Origin of the sequence: Ekhidna sp., from assembly GCF_039940915.1 — a bacterium.
Classification (GTDB): Bacteria; Bacteroidota; Bacteroidia; order Cytophagales; family Cyclobacteriaceae; genus Ekhidna.
In genome coordinates this window covers 728852-745577 of record NZ_JBDVFO010000001.1, presented here as the reverse complement: position 1 = coordinate 745577, position 16726 = coordinate 728852, and the positions used below count along the sequence as shown (strand labels likewise).

General features: G+C 41.2%; 16 protein-coding genes and 1 pseudogene. 8 read left to right on the top strand and 9 right to left on the bottom strand.

The features are described from left to right. Nucleotides 1-15 precede the first annotated feature (15 nt). The 7 genes from ABJF57_RS03390 to ABJF57_RS03360 all read right to left on the bottom strand — a co-directional run bounded on the left by ABJF57_RS03390 (nucleotide 16) and on the right by ABJF57_RS03360 (nucleotide 6259). Nucleotides 16-909 carry an ATP-grasp domain-containing protein gene (locus ABJF57_RS03390; protein WP_462231227.1) on the bottom strand — a complete coding sequence of 298 codons (894 nt, stop codon included), beginning with the start codon at nucleotides 907-909 and terminating at the stop codon, nucleotides 16-18. Continuing rightward, nucleotides 902-1804 carry an SDR family oxidoreductase gene (locus ABJF57_RS03385; RefSeq protein ID WP_462231229.1) on the bottom strand — a complete coding sequence of 301 codons (903 nt, stop codon included), beginning with the start codon at nucleotides 1802-1804 and terminating at the stop codon, nucleotides 902-904. Before ABJF57_RS03385 ends, ABJF57_RS03390 begins: the two co-directional genes overlap by 8 nt. Beyond that, complete coding sequence (locus tag ABJF57_RS03380; RefSeq protein ID WP_462231231.1) at nucleotides 1801-2655, bottom strand: peptidylprolyl isomerase; 855 nt, start codon at nucleotides 2653-2655, stop codon at nucleotides 1801-1803. The genes ABJF57_RS03385 and ABJF57_RS03380 overlap by 4 nt, the downstream gene beginning before the upstream one ends. 22 nt (nucleotides 2656-2677) lie before the next feature. Then, a complete protein-coding gene (gene hemC, locus ABJF57_RS03375; RefSeq protein WP_462231233.1) occupies nucleotides 2678-3607 on the bottom strand; it encodes a hydroxymethylbilane synthase in 930 nt (309 codons plus the stop codon). An 18-nt stretch (nucleotides 3608-3625) separates the two neighbouring features. After that, on the bottom strand, nucleotides 3626-4741 hold the full coding sequence (locus tag ABJF57_RS03370; protein WP_462231235.1) for a DNA polymerase III subunit: 1116 nt from the start codon (nucleotides 4739-4741) through the stop codon (nucleotides 3626-3628). Nucleotides 4742-4743: 2 nt separating this feature from the next. Further along, nucleotides 4744-5925 carry a GlmU family protein gene (locus tag ABJF57_RS03365; protein WP_462231237.1) on the bottom strand — a complete coding sequence of 394 codons (1182 nt, stop codon included), beginning with the start codon at nucleotides 5923-5925 and terminating at the stop codon, nucleotides 4744-4746. Nucleotides 5926-6013: 88 nt separating this feature from the next. After that, a complete protein-coding gene (locus tag ABJF57_RS03360) occupies nucleotides 6014-6259 on the bottom strand; it encodes a type B 50S ribosomal protein L31 (RefSeq protein ID WP_462231239.1) in 246 nt (81 codons plus the stop codon). Nucleotides 6260-6356: 97 nt separating this feature from the next. Between ABJF57_RS03360 and ABJF57_RS03355 the strand changes: the two genes are divergently transcribed. From ABJF57_RS03355 to ABJF57_RS03335, 5 genes and pseudogenes are all read left to right on the top strand, one after another. After that, a complete protein-coding gene (locus ABJF57_RS03355; RefSeq protein ID WP_462231241.1) occupies nucleotides 6357-7997 on the top strand; it encodes a hypothetical protein in 1641 nt (546 codons plus the stop codon). A 115-nt stretch (nucleotides 7998-8112) separates the two neighbouring features. Then, a complete protein-coding gene (locus ABJF57_RS03350; protein ID WP_462231243.1) occupies nucleotides 8113-8466 on the top strand; it encodes a hypothetical protein in 354 nt (117 codons plus the stop codon). Nucleotides 8467-8527: 61 nt separating this feature from the next. Further along, a pseudogene (locus ABJF57_RS03345) lies at nucleotides 8528-8884 on the top strand (magnesium chelatase domain-containing protein); the annotation flags it as partial. A gap of 62 nt (nucleotides 8885-8946) precedes the next feature. After that, nucleotides 8947-9498, top strand: a complete 552-nt coding sequence (locus ABJF57_RS03340) for a Crp/Fnr family transcriptional regulator (RefSeq protein ID WP_462231245.1) — start codon at nucleotides 8947-8949, stop codon at nucleotides 9496-9498. 62 nt (nucleotides 9499-9560) lie between these two features. After that, nucleotides 9561-10190 (top strand): hypothetical protein, encoded by a 630-nt coding sequence (locus tag ABJF57_RS03335; protein ID WP_462231247.1) that lies wholly within the window; start codon nucleotides 9561-9563, stop codon nucleotides 10188-10190. 46 nt (nucleotides 10191-10236) lie between these two features. On the opposite strand, the gene ABJF57_RS03330 is transcribed toward ABJF57_RS03335, so the two are convergent. Both ABJF57_RS03330 and ABJF57_RS03325 read right to left on the bottom strand, forming a co-directional pair. Next, nucleotides 10237-12801: an FtsX-like permease family protein gene (locus ABJF57_RS03330; RefSeq protein WP_462231249.1), complete on the bottom strand. Its 2565-nt coding sequence runs from the start codon at nucleotides 12799-12801 to the stop codon at nucleotides 10237-10239. Then, entirely contained in the window at nucleotides 12801-13124 is a 324-nt protein-coding gene (locus ABJF57_RS03325; RefSeq protein WP_462231251.1) for a PadR family transcriptional regulator, read from the bottom strand. Before ABJF57_RS03325 ends, ABJF57_RS03330 begins: the two co-directional genes overlap by 1 nt. 233 nt (nucleotides 13125-13357) lie before the next feature. Between ABJF57_RS03325 and ABJF57_RS03320 the strand changes: the two genes are divergently transcribed. The 3 genes from ABJF57_RS03320 (at nucleotide 13358) to ABJF57_RS03310 (ending at nucleotide 16726) form a co-directional block, all read left to right on the top strand. Further along, nucleotides 13358-13696 (top strand): PadR family transcriptional regulator, encoded by a 339-nt coding sequence (locus ABJF57_RS03320; protein WP_462231253.1) that lies wholly within the window; start codon nucleotides 13358-13360, stop codon nucleotides 13694-13696. Between the two features lie 3 nt (nucleotides 13697-13699). Next, nucleotides 13700-16318: an ABC transporter permease gene (locus ABJF57_RS03315; protein ID WP_462231255.1), complete on the top strand. Its 2619-nt coding sequence runs from the start codon at nucleotides 13700-13702 to the stop codon at nucleotides 16316-16318. 75 nt (nucleotides 16319-16393) lie between these two features. Further along, the gene (locus ABJF57_RS03310; RefSeq protein WP_462231257.1) at nucleotides 16394-16726 is read left to right on the top strand and encodes a PadR family transcriptional regulator; all 333 of its coding nucleotides are present in this window, start codon (nucleotides 16394-16396) and stop codon (nucleotides 16724-16726) included.

Sequence of the window (16726 nt, the reverse complement as noted above, 5' to 3'; positions counted from 1 at the left end):
AAAAGAATTTGCTGTTTACGAAAACAGTTTCTGTATCTCCTGAGCAAGCATATGAGCAGAGTTTTCATTGTTTCGAAACCACATTTCTGGTTCCACAAGCTCAAGCTCTGATACCGCTGGGTTACCATTATTGTCATTCACAAGGTCCACACGAGCATAAAGTGGTTGGATTTCACACGCGTTAACTGCAGCAATGGCGAGATCAATCTCTTCTTGTGTAGGAGTATAATTTTGAACGGTACCACCAAAGTCGTCTTGTACACGGAAATCGCCAGGCTTGGCTACTTTCAGCACGGCGTGGGTATATACGCCTCCAATAAGCATCAAGGAGATTTCTCCTCTTTTCACTACATCGTCCTGGAAAGGCTGAATGAGCATAGATTCATCGCTTACGATCGCAGCGTATCGTTGCTCAACTTTTGCCCATTCATCAGGGTTTAGCTTATAGGTATCTTTTGCGGCGGCAGAGATAGCTGGCTTTAGAACGGTATGCTCCCACCCGAGTTCATTGTGAATCTCTTGAAGTGAGCGTTGATCTCCTGGCTCTATGAAATGTGTTTCTACAATGTTCACTCCTTCACGCTGAAGGTCTTCCAAGTAGTGTTTATCGAGGTTCCAAATGATCGTCTCATAGTCGTTTACCAATTTGGTTCTCATGGATACATCCATCAACCACTCACTGAATTCCATGAATTTTTCAGCGTAATCCCAGGTAGTTCTAAAGAGCGCTATTCTTGTTTGCGACCAGTCGAAGGAGGCATCTGACCAAGCTACTTTTTTGGTTTTCAGCCCAAGTTTTTCTAGTTCGTCCATGACCAAACCATCCTCTTTAAACACGTTTTCTATGTGTTCACTACGCTTCTTTGGATTGATGAAGCGTTCATCGGTAAGGATTACAACATCAAACATGATCTAATTGCGATTTTAAAATAGCTAAACCTTCATTAAATGTAACAGGTTCATATCCCAATTCCTTCTTTGCTTTGTCTAAAATAAATCCAGTTCTGGCTGGGCGTTTGGCTGGTTGTGTGAAAATAGACCCATCAACCTCTTCTATTAGCGACCGATCCAATCCGAAGAAATCAGCGGTTGCGGTTGCCATATCGTAAGGAGATAGCATGTCCTTCCCCGAAATATGAAAGACACCTTCCGCTCTTTTCTGTGCGATTAAGGCACATCCTTTGGCCAGATCTTCCGCCAATGTGGGCGTGCGCCACTGATCGTTTACTACTTTGATTTGCTTTTTTTCTTCCAGGCTTTTCTTCACCCACAATACGATATTAGACCTACTCATATCATGTACTACACCATAGACAAGCATGGTTCGAACGATAGCGTATTTCAATCCACTATCTTTTAACAGCTGCTCAGACTCGAGTTTGCTTTCTGCATATTTGCTTAAGGGGTTAGGCAAATCTTCTTCTCTGTACGGTCCATCCTTCCCATCAAAAATGAAATCAGTCGACAGGTGTATAAGAAAGGCTCCTGCCTTTTCGCAGGCAACAATTAAATGGGAGACGGCAGCTACATTGAGTTGATGGCAGCTTACCGGATCTAGCTCACATTGATCTACATGAGTCATGGCAGCAGTGTTAATCACAACATCAGGTACTAGATCACCAAGTACTTTCAGTACCTCATCTTTTGAAGTAATGTCCAATTCTTTATAAGTATGGGTGCCAGAAGGGTTTCTGTCTTCGCCTTTGCCTGTGGCTATTACATCTACGTTGGCTCGATCACTGTATAGCTTGATCAATTTTTGACCGAGGAGACCATTCGCGCCCGTAACTAATATTTTGGTCATTCTTCTGATTCGGGATACTGATATCCGTAAGTTTCGGTGATTTTCTTTTTCTTCATTTCCAAAACTTCCATTGTCATATAAATGGGACTCACCGGCACAGATTTTTCGCCAGTGGCAGGGTTTCTACTTGTATTGACTGCCGCAATTTTATCAATGACGTCAAGCCCTTCTATTACTTTGCCAAAGACGGTATATTCTCCATCCAGAAATGATGCGCCACCTACTCCTTGATATGCTTCAGGATATTCTGAGGTATCAGCGGTGAGATCGACCCCATACTTTTCTTCAACCAAGCTTTTGTTTTGCATTGCCAGATCATTCATTCCTTTGGAATCTCTCTGTCTGGCCAAATCCTGAAACTGTTTTAGCAGATCGCTATGGGCGGTGTCTTGAAGCAGCTCTCCCATTTTTTGATTGAGAAGCCTCACGTTTGTAGACATGACCTCCCATGGTGTTCCATCAACGATGTAAAATTGAGTTGAAGAAGACATTTTTTCAGGGTTCATATTGTCTGGCTGGCGAGCGGCAGCCAAAGAGCCTTTAGTGTGATATAGGCCTTCTACTATCTCTGCCGGTACGCGATCCTCAACTTTTTCGCTCACTTTTTCTCTCTCTGCCACATTTCCTCCTTGTATCATAAAATCTTCCATCACGCGGTGGAAGTTTGTGCTGTCATATCTGCCCGATCGGGCAAGCTCCAAAAAGTTCTTTTTGTGCAAGGGAGTTTGGTCATACAGCACCACGGTCATGTCTCCATATTCAGTCTTGATTTTGACGAGATAGTCTTTGTTTTTATCACCGCAGGCAGTGATCATTCCAATGATAAAAAGTGAGAATATTAGTTTTTTCATAATATAGATTTCTAGTTCAAAATTATTTCGAAATAATTGATTTTATATCGTCAAGTACCTTCTTTCCTCCACTTTGAAGAATTTCTTCTGCAAGAGAGGTGCCTAACTCTTCGGGAATTGAACCATGCATGGTTCGCTGAATGAGCTGTTTCCCATCGAGACTTGCTATACCTCCTTTGAGTGTAATTTGACCATCCATTTCCATTTCAGCATGGCCAAATACCGGAATACTACAGCCACCATCCATTCTTCGCAAGAAGGCACGTTCCGTGCGTAGCATTTTTTCTGATAAGGGATGATTCGTGGCCTTCTTGATTTTTTCGGCGATTTCGCCATTCATGTTTTCATGTATCTCAATGGCAACCGAGCCTTGACCAACGGGCGGGATAAATCTTTCAGTATCGAACCAATAGCGAATCATATGATCGAAATTCATCCTGCGAACACCAGCGTAGGCCAATACAAGTCCATCCATGGTGCCAGTCTGCATTTTTTCCAGGCGTGTTTGCAGGTTCCCTCTGACATCCACTGTGGTAATGTGTGGGTAATAATGCTTGAGCATGGCAATTCTACGAGTACTGGATGTACCCAAAATAAGTTTCGGATTATTTAAATCAATTTCATTGTCTGAGACGATGACATCATCCGGAGATTCTCGTTCACAAAAAGATAATACTTGAAAACCCTCAGGAAGCTTAGACTGAAGGTCTTTGGCACTATGCACAGCAATATCTATTTGCTTTCTACGCAGCATTGACTCTAGCTCTTCTGTAAATACACCTTTGCTACCAATCTTTGAGAGTGCAACGTTTTGAATTTTATCTCCCTTGGTTTCAATCGGAACCAATTGAGGCTGAAAGCCGCTTGCATCCAGCATGTCTGCTACATAGTTGGCTTGCCACATAGCAAGCTTACTTTTTCTGGTTCCTATCTTAATGATCTTTCGCTCCATTCGGTATGCGGTTACTGCTTAGCTATTTAAAGTTCTGGTTACGTCAAGCGATAAATTTAGGTGTGTTATCCGCGGGTTTGAATTTCGTTCAAGATGGATAAGCGCTTCGTTATTCAGCGCGTATACTTTTTCAAGTTTTTCTATTCCAAGCTTATCTGCAAATTTGCCAATGAAAGATGATTCAGCTTCATTCTGAGTAGATAGTTGCTGACCTGAAGCATGGACTACCGCATTTCTTATAAGAGAAATAGCAAAGTTTAGTGTTGTCTTTTGAGCGGCTTTTCCAGACTTAGAAAAATCCTCACTTCTACGCACAAGGTTTGTTAGATTTCTGTTCCAGCACTCGAGCATCCACTTTTGAAAATCTTCGCACTCATGTGATTCGCCGATTGCTGAAACATGGAGTGCCAGCCCGAGTTTACCCTCCGAAAGTTCAGCAGCTTGAGTAGCCTTGGCAGCATCCACACCCATGCCTTCAAGGTAATTTTGAATTTCACCCGAACTATTGGGGGGGACATTTACCAGTTGAGTTCTTGAAGTAATGGTAGCAAGTAAGCTATCATAATTGTAAGAAACCAGTAGATATAACGTCTTCTCAGGAGGTTCTTCCAGAATTTTTAAGATGGCGTTGGCTGAACTGGAATTCATCATTTCCGGTACCCAGATGAGTAAAATTTTGTAGCCACCCTCCACTGATCGCATGCTTACATTTTTTAGCATTTGCCTGCTGTCTTGACGACTAATCAACAGGTTTTTATTTTCCTGTCCATACTTTCTTGTCCATACCTCCATGTCCCCGAAAGGTGACTCGGCTACAAATTCTCTAAAGCGAGGGATGGCTTCTGCGAGAACTTTTTCGTACTTATTTTCGGCGGCCGACACTTTGGGGAAGTGAAGGTGTATGTCAGGGTGGACCAATTTTTTTATGCGTGTACAATTGGCGCAAGTTCCACAGCTGTCCTCAGCAGTTCTGTTTTCACACATCAAATAGCTGATGTAAGCAAGCGCCATGGGCAGAACGGCTGTTCCAGGTCTTCCGGAAAAGAGTTGTGCATGTGCCACTTTCCCCCTCTGATGAGTAGAAACAAGCTGCCCCTTTAGTTCTTCAAGTCCCGGTATTTCTGAAAACTGCATGTTTATTTTTTATCCCACACCCGATTTTCGGCTGTGATTTCAAAGATATGAGAAAGCATGGCTTTGTCATTTTCGGTGAGGTCTATGTTTCTGCGTTTCATGACAAGCGCCGCAGTTTCAAATGCTTTACGTGTTTGGTAGGTCGTAAAGCCAGAGGAACCACCCCAAGCAAATGAAGGAATAATGTTTCTGGGAAAACCATCCCCGAAAATATTGGCTGATACGCCAACGGTGGTGCCTGTATTGAACATTGTATTGATTCCACACTTTGAATGATCACCCATGATCAGTCCGCAAAATTGTAAGCCTGTATCCTTAAAACGCCCCGATGCAAAATCCCACATTTTTACATTGGCATAGTTGTTTTTCAAGTTCGAATTGTTTGTGTCTGCCCCTAGATTGCACCATTCTCCAATCACGGAGTTGCCAAGAAAGCCATCATGACCTTTATTCGAGTATCCGAAAATCATTGAGTTTGAGATCTCTCCACCTACTTTTGAGTGAGGCCCCACCGTACTATCACCTTTTATTTTTGCTCCCATGTTGACAACAGAATGCTCGCAAAGGGCAAATGGACCCCGAATGAGTGAGCCCTCCTGTACTTCTGCATCTTTGCCAATGTAGATAGGGCCGTTTTCGGCATTTAAAATTGCTGCTTTTACCTGCGCTCCCTTTTCTATGAAGATGTGGTCTCCATAGGTTTTTGTATGAGGATCATCAAGTGGTTCAGATTTTCTTCCAGTGGTTAATAGTGTGTAATCTTGCCGTATTTCTTCACCATTGAGCTTAAAGATGTCCCATGGATGGTGTATTTGCACTGCCTCTGAAAGTGAGATTTTACTTCGATTCCCAAGTTCAAAGGATTCATCGTGATCATAGAAACCAGCGATAACCTCATCGTTGCAGGTCAAAACTTCGTCATCTTTTAGATCTTTAACAGCACTTACCAAAGAGGTTGTTGGTAAAACGTTACCCAGTATTGTTAGTGTCTTTTGTTTTGGAGTGTTAAAAAGGGGACCCAGGTAATTCTCGGACCGGAAAAATGATTCAGCAGCATTCAGATAGCTTACCCACTTCTCATGTACTTTCAATATCCCCACACGCATATCCGCAACCGGGCGTGTATAACTCATGGGCAGCATTTGCTTCCAACTTTCTTCCGTGTCTATGAAGGTTACTTGCATGAATCAAACTTAGCTTGTTTTGACAAAAAGGGCACAAAAAAAGTCTTCAGGATAGCCTGAAGACTTTGAATTTCTTCTTCGAACGGAATTACTTCTTCTTGTACTTTCTGTTGAATTTTTCCACTCGACCTGCAGTATCCAAGAAAATTTTCTTTCCGGTGTAGAACGGGTGAGAAGCAGAGCTAACCTCTACTTTAATCAACGGATACTCTTTACCGTCTTCCCACTTGATAGTCTCTTTTGAAGTCATCGTTGATTTTGTAAGGAATTTGAATTCACTTGTTGTATCAAGAAAAACAACTTCATTGTACTCTGGATGTGTATCTTTTTTCATCTTCTTCTGTGCTCTTTTCAAAAAGGATGGCAAAGATAGACATTATTTTATCTTCTTCAAACCCATTCATTCAACTAAAATCGAATATGTTTGATTCATGAGAAATGCAATTTGGATACTTAGTCTTCTCGTGACCAGTATGTTGTCAGCTCAATCTACTGATTTCACGCTCGGGCATCCGGCCTATCAGGTGGTTGAACTGGCAGAAATACGTACATCAAATAGCTTTAGCTCAACATTTAAGCCCCTTTCTCGCCATTCGGTCTACTCCTTGATTCAGGACAATATCAGTCCTTACATGAGTAAAGAGCTTCGTACCTACTCAAGGGATTCAGCCAAATCAAGTAACCCAATACTAAAAAAATTCTATCAATACCCTGCAGACGCATATTACTATGAGGATAGAAACCTGGAATTGCACGTAAATCCTGTATTGCAGTTGTCATACAGCAAGACCAATGATGCTTTGGGCTCTGCCTACGTGCTCAGCCGTGGCGCTGAGATAAGGGGAAGGATTGATAATAAGATTGCCTTTTATACCATGTTGACTGAAAATCAGGCGCGTTATCCTGTTTACATCAATGATGTGAGAGATAGCACGCTCGTGGTGCCTTATGAGGGTTTTTGGAAACAATTCGCTACGACAGGAGTGGATTTTTTTAGAGCTCAGGGATACATTGATTTTGGACTTTCAAAAAGTATTTCAGCCCAGCTGGGTTTTGGAAAACACTTTGTTGGGAATGGTGTTCGCTCTCTAATCCTCTCGGATTACTCAAATAATTATCCATACCTACGCATCGACACAAAAACGAAAGTGTTTGACTATACCAATGTTTTTGCAGAACTAATATCAGAAGCCAGGGGAGGCACATTTGGACTGTTGGGGACGGGTGGCTTTGGAAAGAAGTACATGGCTTTTCATCACTTGAATATCAAGCTAAAGCCAAACCTGCACATCGGACTTTTTGAATCGGTAATGTATGGTGATTCCACCGGGGGACTCAAACTAGAGTACCTCAATCCGATAATCTTCTACAGAGCTGTAGAACAGCAGAACGGGAGTGAAGACAATGCCATACTTGGCATGGATTTCAAATGGAACATAAAAAATAGGATTTCGGTGTATGGACAGTTGGTAATAGATGAGATGATTATTGGTGAAGTGCTGGCAGGGGATGGCTGGTGGGGAAATAAGCAAGGCTTTCAGCTCGGCGCCAAGTACGCAGACCCTTTTGGTGTAGATGATCTCTTGATTCAGACAGAAGTAAACAGAGTAAGACCTTACATGTACGCTCATGAAGACGGATTCACAAGCTACAGTCATTACAACCTGTCATTAGCTCATCCATTGGGAGCGAATTTTACCGAGTACATCGGTCGTGCCAACTATCGGCTTAGCGGTCAATGGAGCTTCGAAGGCATGGTGATGCGAGCGAGCTATGGAAATGATATTGGTGATGTGAATTTTGGGAGGGATATTCTTAAAGACTATACCATAAGAAGACCGGATGGAAATGGAGGAAATTTGGATTTCGGAAATGCACATTTGCAGGGAAACAAAACAGACTTGACCATGTTTTTTTTCAGAGCTAGCTATATGGCAAAACATAATTTATTCCTGGATCTGGATGCGACTTTTAGAAAGGAGACGGATGCAAATGGGCAGATAGACACTTCAACTTCGGTGCTTGGGTTTTCGCTGCGCTGGAATGTACCTTCAAGAAGGTACCTCTTCTAAAGCAATAAGGTGATTGAAAATGAAAGTAGTTATATTGATTAAAGACCTTTAAGAAAATTATCTCCATCAAAACTTCAAAAGTTTCATAACTTTCAGCTCGCACTACAACGACTATATGCAAAGGTTCAAACTCATTTTCCACATCGTTTATGTAATCATCGCTTTAGTGATTATGTACTTTTCTGTGGATATTTTGCTCAATACGGAGCAGTATTTATCGAAGATTAAACTGTCTTCTTACATAAAGTTTCCTCGGTATGTAATGGGTCTTTTCTTATTCATTTCCATTATGATGATGATCGAGTTCACTTTGCAACAAATACGGATTCGAAGTATTAAAAATGGGATTGATGATTTAGAGAATGAGATTGTAGAATTGAAGGCAAAACTTTATGATAAGTCTCAGGAAGAATCAGAACTACCAGATGAGGAAGACGAGGAGGATACGGAAGAGGAAGATGAGGATTAAATAACAGTCCTTAATACACCACCATTTTTTAGATATTTATTAAGATCATTTTAAGATACTTATGCTCGCTAAAACTTATGGTAGTGCCGTATACGGCGTAGACGCTTACAAAATCACCGTTGAAGTCAACGTTGGTCAAGGCACCAAATTTTTCATGGTAGGATTGCCTGATTCCGCGGTAAAGGAAAGTGAACAACGCGTGGAGTCTGCGATTAAAAACTTGGGATATCGTATGCCGAGACAAAAGGTAGTTGTAAACCTGGCGCCTGCAGATATCAGAAAAGAAGGTTCAGCGTATGATCTTCCCATTGCACTTGGAATTTTGAAGGCTTCCGAACAGATATTGGCTGAAAAGCTCGAGGAGTATGTAATCATGGGGGAGCTGGCACTTGATGGAGAACTTCGTCCGATCAAAGGCTGGCAGAAGCTATTCAATATCGAAGTTTGGATCGTGAAGGTTGGGCAGGGTAATATTACGGCATGTTTGAGTCCGTCATTCAGTCTATCACTTCTTATGCTAGCCTTTCTGAGCAGGAAATCGAAAACTTTACTGCTCGGTTGGAATTAAGACAATTCGACAAGGGAGAGCTTTTATTGGAAGCCGGTGAAGTATGTGTGAGCTGGTCATTTGTAATAAAAGGGAGTTTCAGAGAATACCACACCGATCAAGAGCTCAATGAAGTGACTACTAACCTTTTCACGGAAAATGCCTGGACACTCAATCACAGTAGTTTCACCGGCCAATTACCCTCTAAAGGTAAAATTGAGGCTTTCGAGGACAGTGAAGTATTTCAACTTTCAGTGCATGATTTGCATCACCTAATTGGTGAATCTCCAGCATTTTTTGCTTTAGGCAAGATTCTGGAAGTGGATTCTAAAAAGCCAAAATCATCAGCCAATCCAGAAGAAAAATACCTGGCCCTGCTAGCACAAAACTCTGTCATTGTTCAGAAGTTTCCGCTGAAATACATAGCCTCATATCTAGGCATGACACCTGAAACCTTGAGTAGGGTGAGAAGAAAAATCCAATGATCATTTCTTGATTTCGATCAAGTGCGTTTCCAGACGACTGCATCTATGTTTGTTAAAAAAAGATGGAATCGAACGAGCAAAAAGGAGCAGGACTGTCGCTCATCATTGGCTCATTGCTAATGATTGCAACGATGATTTTACATCCGGTGGGCGGGGACTTTAATCAACTACTCAAAATTGTAACCATTGGAATCGTTTCACATTCACTAGCGATCCTCTCTGTGCCGTTTGTGGCATATGGTTTTTTTGGATTGACCATGCGTCTTAGGTCTACTTCATTTCTCAGCTACACAGGCTTTTCGATAATATTTTTTGGTTTGATCGCGGTGATGCTTGCCGCAGCTACTAATGGACTTATACTCACGGATTTTGTGAAATCCTATGAGGGTGCATCGGCAGAAACAATTGCTTCCATCAAACCCATTTTTGTATTTATGCGCAGCTTCAATCACGCCTTTGACTACATATTTATGGGTGCAATCTGCCTTTCGATGACCATGTGGTCGGTGGCTATTATCAAAACCAAGGCAATGGCAACCTGGGTGGGCTACTTCGGAATCCTGGTGTCAATAGCCGGAATAATTCTTTTTGTTTCAGGTTTTGAGTTGCTGCACCTTGCAGGTTTTAGAATATTTGTTTTTGCCAATGTAGCATGGATACTAGCCGTGGGGTTTTACTTAAGGAAGAATTAGAAAGCTTTTCCAAGGGGTATCCGATCAACGTAAAACAGTACGTGTATTACTCCGATCTCAACTGCTCTGCAGGATTTATTTTACTTGTTTGATATACCTTGTATCCGATCGCTAAAACAACAATTAGTAAAACAACAGTTAAGGCTTTTACAAAATGGATTGCTTCGGGAGTTACGTGATAAGCGTAGATAATGTCAAACACAGTGATGAGGATAAAACTACTTGCGGATAAACCAACTACAGCGGCAATTCCCAATATCCAGTACAAATCTTTTCCAAGCAAATGAATGATTGTTTTGTGTGAGGCACCCAACACTTTTCTCACACCAAACTCTTTGCTTCTCTTTTGGACTTTAAGTGAAACAAGCGTGTACAATCCCAGTATTGAAATGAGTATGGAAATGATTGCCATGAAAAGATTGATCTTCACAAAGATGCCATTTGTTCCCCTCGAATTTTGCAATACATCCTCCTGAAGAAACCCTTTGTAAAGTTCCTGCGGAAAGGCTTCATACCATACTTGCTCTACCGTGCTATTGATAGACTCCTGATTTCCTGAAAGTCTTGCTACCGCATAGTGATAGTTTTCTTCTGGGATATGTCGAATCATGGTTGGAGTAATCCTATTGTCCATCATAATATTCTTCACATTGAAATCATCTACTATTCCAATAACCGTGTATCTATTATCACCGACCTTTATCGTCTGATTTAGCATATCCCTACCGAATTGACTCTCCAGCATGCGATTAATGATCACTTTATCAGAGTTGTCTCCAAGGTCTGTATGGAAAGAGCCTTTGCCTAATCGGAGTCCCATCACGTTTGCGTAATTTGTGCCTACACGAAGCATGGTAACAGGGGTATCCGTTCCTTGCTGATCTACGTACTGAGATTCGGTAGAGAACCCGATCAAGTGAAACGAGCCAGACACTGCCTGAATATCTGGATGTTGATTTAGACGATCGGCCAGCAACTGATATTGATCAGGACGATCCAATGGAATATTTACGATTTGGTCAATTTCATATCCCCGATCAAGTGCATCCTGATAGTAAGAGTTGTCCACGTTAAGAAATAGCCCAAAGATGTTGTAAAAGCATAGGGCAAACTGAAAAGTAAGCAACACAACCATGAGTCTGTTTTTACCCGAAAGAGTCACTTGATCTCTAAAAATTTTAAGAGAAGAAAACTTAGATACATACAAAGAGGGATAAGCAGCAGATAGTAAGGTCACTACACAAATCAGGATGATTGCAAACTGGACGAGGGTCATTACAGGCACTCGATCAAGCTGAATAAGTTCTCGCTGAAAGAGTGCATTGTATGTGGGAATTAACAAGGAAGAAATGCCGATGGATGCAATCACTGCTATAGAGATCATGAATGTGTTTTCAATCATAAACTGGGTGATCGTACTTTTTCTGTTACCACCCATAACTTTTCTTACAGCAATTTCCTTTAACCTTTTACCAGACAACGCAATGCTGGTGTTTATGAAGTTGAAACACGCCAAGAGTAAGATAGATAAAGCAGTGCCGGCGATCCCATAGACGGAAGATATATGCAAATGCTGACGAAATCTGCTATGCAAAAGCTTACTCTCGAAAGCAGGCCAGTCCAAAATATTGTCTAGCCTGTAGGCATCTATTTGAAAACGGGAATTTCCCTCGTTTCGGGTTTGCCTTAAGAGCTCAAGTTCTGAATTGATCTGGCTAAGCTGGCTAAGATTTGAATACACGAAAGTACCATCTACACTATACGACCAATCTTGCTGATTGACCTCATAATGAGCGGGGTAATTGTCGAAAGAGGTGATAGCCTCATGCGTAAAACTCACATTGGTTGGAGGAGTTTCAAACACATCTTTGATGAGGAAAGACTCCTCGTGTTGATCAGGAAAAACCATCTTGACAAATTTCCCAATTGGATAGGCCTCATTGAATAACTTCATGGCCAGCTTTTCTGAAATAGCCACTTCATTAATGCCCGGGACTTTGATAGATGATCCATTCAGACTCGTCATTGGAAGTCGATTGAAAAACTCAGTATCTGCAAAAGCGACCCTTGATGAAAAAAGATGATTTTGCTCACGTATGGCAATACTTTTAGCTGTGTATCTAAAGGCTTCTATTGCAGCACTTTTAAGACCGGGAGCTAGTGCAATTGAACTGGTGCCAACAGTGGATTCCCCTGTTCGGAGTCCATGAACTTTATAAATATTCTGTGCTTCGTCATAGGATTCATTGAATGTGGAATTGAACCGATAGTTGAAATAACCAATGGTGCAAATGGATATTGCCAGAGCAAGCCCAAAAATGTTAGCAAAAACATAAAATGGATTGAGCTTAATTGACCTGATAGAGGTCTTGAGATAATTTTTAGAAAGTCTCATGGTGTTGGAAGGGATTGGGTTAATCGACTGAATGACGGATGGTCGGATCATTTTAAGCACCTCCTTTGTGTAAATGCTTCTTGCTTTTCTAGCTCCGAGAGCCTCAACATTTTCAAAGTAGGCTTCCTCAAGATCTCCCTGGAGTTCTTCAAATAAGTGTGGATCGCAAAACCAGCGAAAGAACCTAAGAGGCAATTTTGGTAGGCTTTGTTTCATCAGATGCTAAATTTTGGGGCCAGACTCCACATTTCTTCTCGAAGCTCTCTGGCATGCCTTAGTGCAGACTTTCCACTGGCTGTCAAAGCATAGAAGCGTTTCCTCCTGCCACCCCTCTCTGCTGTAGCACCACCTACATGAGATTCGAGATACCCTTTTTCTTCAAGACGGGTTAGAGCTGCATGTAAGGCGCCTCTGCTAAGCGTCCGGTCGAGCCGTTTGCTTATTTCTTTTTGAATATTTAGCCCGTATGCTTGCTCATCGAGTATGAGAACGGAGAGTAATACAATCTCTTGAAATTCGCCCAGGTTGGTGCCCTTCATGGTTCAATAGTTTAGTCAATTAATTTGAATAGGTTAAGCGTTACGCTTATTTGTTTCAGTTTTGAAGACCAAACGTAAGAAAACATTATTTGTTTCACAAATGAAGACATAATGCATTGATTAGATTGATATGGGTTATTGCAACCCTTTACTTGATCATTCGTTATACTTTGACATTCTATGTATACAGAATTAATTTGTATACTTGCATTTATAAAGCACAAACACAGGTTATGATTTCTAAAAATTTAACTGCGGCATCTACTAAACCCATCATTCTTGGCATACTCAAGAAAGGGAATAGCTATGGCTATCTGATCATTAAAAAAATTAAAGAGCTGTCTGGTGGAAAAATGGAATATTCAGACGGCATGCTCTATCCAGTGCTCCATCGATTGGAAAAGGAAGGACTGATCAAATCCAACTGGACGATGGATGGAGGTACCAGGCCAAGGAAGTACTACGAAATTACAGCGTCTGGTAAGCAAGAGCTTGTAGATGAGCAAGTACAATGGCAGCAGGTGAATGCAGTACTCAATACACTATGGGATGTTAAACCTTCAATCACCTAAGAAATGTTCGATCTAGAAAAAGAAATAGCAGGATGGTTAAAATCCTTTAGAAAGCAAAGAGCTTTTGATGAAGGAAGCATTCGAGAGATGGAATTACATCTCCGAGACCATGTAGAGGACTTAATGGCCAATGGAGTAGATGAAAAAGAAGCGTTTGAAAAGGCAGTAGAAGCGTTTGGAGAAGTTCCTACAGTGGCAAGCGAAGAGTACTCAAACATTAAGAGAAAGACGTCTCTGCGTACCATTTTGTTTGCAACGATGCTCAACAATTATTTTAAGACGACACTCCGAACCATGATGAAGAATCCACTTACTTCATTCATCAATGTCTTTGGCCTGGCTGTCGCTATTGGTGTTTGTACGGTTGTTTATGCGTTCATTGAGTTCGATTACCGCATTGATAGGCATCATAAAAAGGAAAATGAAATTTACTTAGCTACCTTTTTCATTGATCGAGACGGGAAGGAAGAACAATATGGACTAAGCCCGGCACCGCTGGGAAAAATACTCGAACAAGACTTTTCAACCATAAAAAGCATATGCAGAATTAAAGATGGAAATGCCGTTATCAAGTATGAAGACAATGTCTTCAACGAAAGCATCAGGCTGGTAGACCCAAGTTTTTTAGAGTTTTTCACTTTCCCTTTAAAGGTTGGAGATCCAGGCTCTTTAAATGATGTGAACAGCATCATCATCACTGAAGTGATGGCTAAAAAATACTTTGGAGATGCAAACCCGATGGGGCAGCAGCTTTTAGTAAAAATAACCGAAAATAAGAGTAAAACATTCACAGTCTCAGGTGTAGCCGAGAAACTTCCTCAAGCGAGAGCTGTAAGTTTTGATTTCCTCATCAATCTTAAGAACTATGATTACTTCCACAGCTCTTTCGATTTCAATGATTGGAGAGAAATAATTGGCGCCACACTCATTTTTGTTCCAAATGAAAATGACGTTCAAGCAATCGCCGATGGGATGAAGAAGTACATAGCGATCCAAAATAAGAAAGTACCTGATTGGGCGATTAGTTCAACAGAACTTGTAAAGTTCAAGGACTTGCACTTCAGATCAAGACAGATTCAAAAAGATATTTCTCATGACAATTTTTATGAAGGACGCTTACTACTCCCAATAATTGCTGTATTTCTGGTCATTCTGGCATGCTTCAATTACATCAATATTGCTGTGGTATCAGCGGCAAAACGGTTAAAGGAAATCGGAATAAGAAAAGTAATAGGTGCAAATCGAGTTAGCGTCATTAAGCAGTTTTTGATAGAAAACCTGATGCTCACCCTTTTTGCTTTAGTGGTTGGCATACTCCTTTCCGTCATTGTGATGTTACCGTGGTTCAAAAGTATTTCAGGTATGGAGCTATCTCTTTCAGTGAGCGACTACAACTTGTGGTTTTTCCTTTCAGGCCTACTTGTTTTCACGGGCATAGTTTCAGGAATTTACCCAGCATTATACATCTCTAAATTTCCCGTGGTTGCCATTTTCAAAGGCACCATAAGAATTGGTAAGAAGAATTTACTGACCAAAATATTCCTCTCCTTTCAAATAATTCTTTCGTGTGTGGGCATCACTGTTGCCGTCATGTTTGCACAAAACAGCAACTATTTATATCAGAGAAGCTGGGGGTATGATCAGCAAGGTGCGATATATCTGTTCGTTCCAAATGCGTCTGGCTTCAGGCAGCTTTATGCTGAACTGTCCAAAGACCCAAACATCACACACCTTTCAGGTTCAAGTCATCACCTTGGAAATTCAAGAGAACTTCAGGTAGTAAGGAATGAAAAAAGAGAGTTTGAAGTGGTGGGGCTATCAGTGGACGCCAACTACTTTGAAACACTGGGACTTGAAATCGTGGATGGGAGTGTTTTCGATGATGGAACACTGACGGATCAGTTTGCAATAGTTGTAAATGAATTGCTAGTTCAAAGCATGGAAATAGATGAACCTATTGGACATCAATTGAAGATTGACAGTGCAAACTATACGATAAAAGGAGTGGTGAAAAATTTCCACTTCAATAATTTCTACTATGAAAATGAGCCTTCAATTTTCACAAAGGCTCAATCGGAAAATTATCGATTTCTAACCGTCAGATCTAGAGAAGGAGCAGAAGAGGAGGTCTATAAAAACGTCCGTCAACAATGGGCAAGCTATTTTCCTGAAACCCCATTTAGAGGCGGATATCAAGAGGATATTTGGGGTAGTTTTTATAAAGAATTGGATATTCAGAAAGTATTCATGCGAAACATCGCATACATTTTTGTGATCCTTACCGCACTCGGTTTGTATGGCCTGGTTACTTTAAATGTAGCTGGCAGAATTAGAGAATTTAGCATTAGAAAAACCCTCGGCGCGAGTACGAAGCATATTGCATATGGGATAGTTAAACAATACATCTTACTCTCAGCAATTGCCTTGTCTTTTGGAGCACCCATCTCTTATTTTTTAGCAAAAGCTAATATTGACCTCATGTATCCTGACCCAAGACCGTTTGGAGTCGATAGCGTATTGATAGCAGTAACCATTCTGGCTTTAGTACTTCTTGGCGTTATGCTAATGCAAGTAAAAAGAGTGACAAAGTCAAACCCTGTAGAAGGACTAAAAGTCGAATGACTCCATTATTTATTCTATAAAGTATAACAAATTAATTCAGCTTCCGTATATTTGTTCTATAAAATAGAATAAATCATGTCGAAAGATCATATTGGCGAACTGGAAGAATTGATTTTACTCCTCATCGTAATGTTGAAGGAAGAGGCTTACGGCCTGGCAATCAGAAAAGCGCTTAAAGAACAGGCAAATCGCAATGTCACGATTGGAGCCGTACATGGAACAGTCAATCGGCTGGAGAGTAAAGGTTTCATTGAGTCAAGCATGGGAGGAGCCACCGAAGAGCGTGGAGGTCGGCGTAAACGAATTTTTTCCATTACCGCTGCTGGAAAGAACGTGCTTCAAAAAAGCCGTGATGTCAAGGTCAACCTTTGGCAGCAGATTCCAGAGTTATCCATCAAAAACACCTGA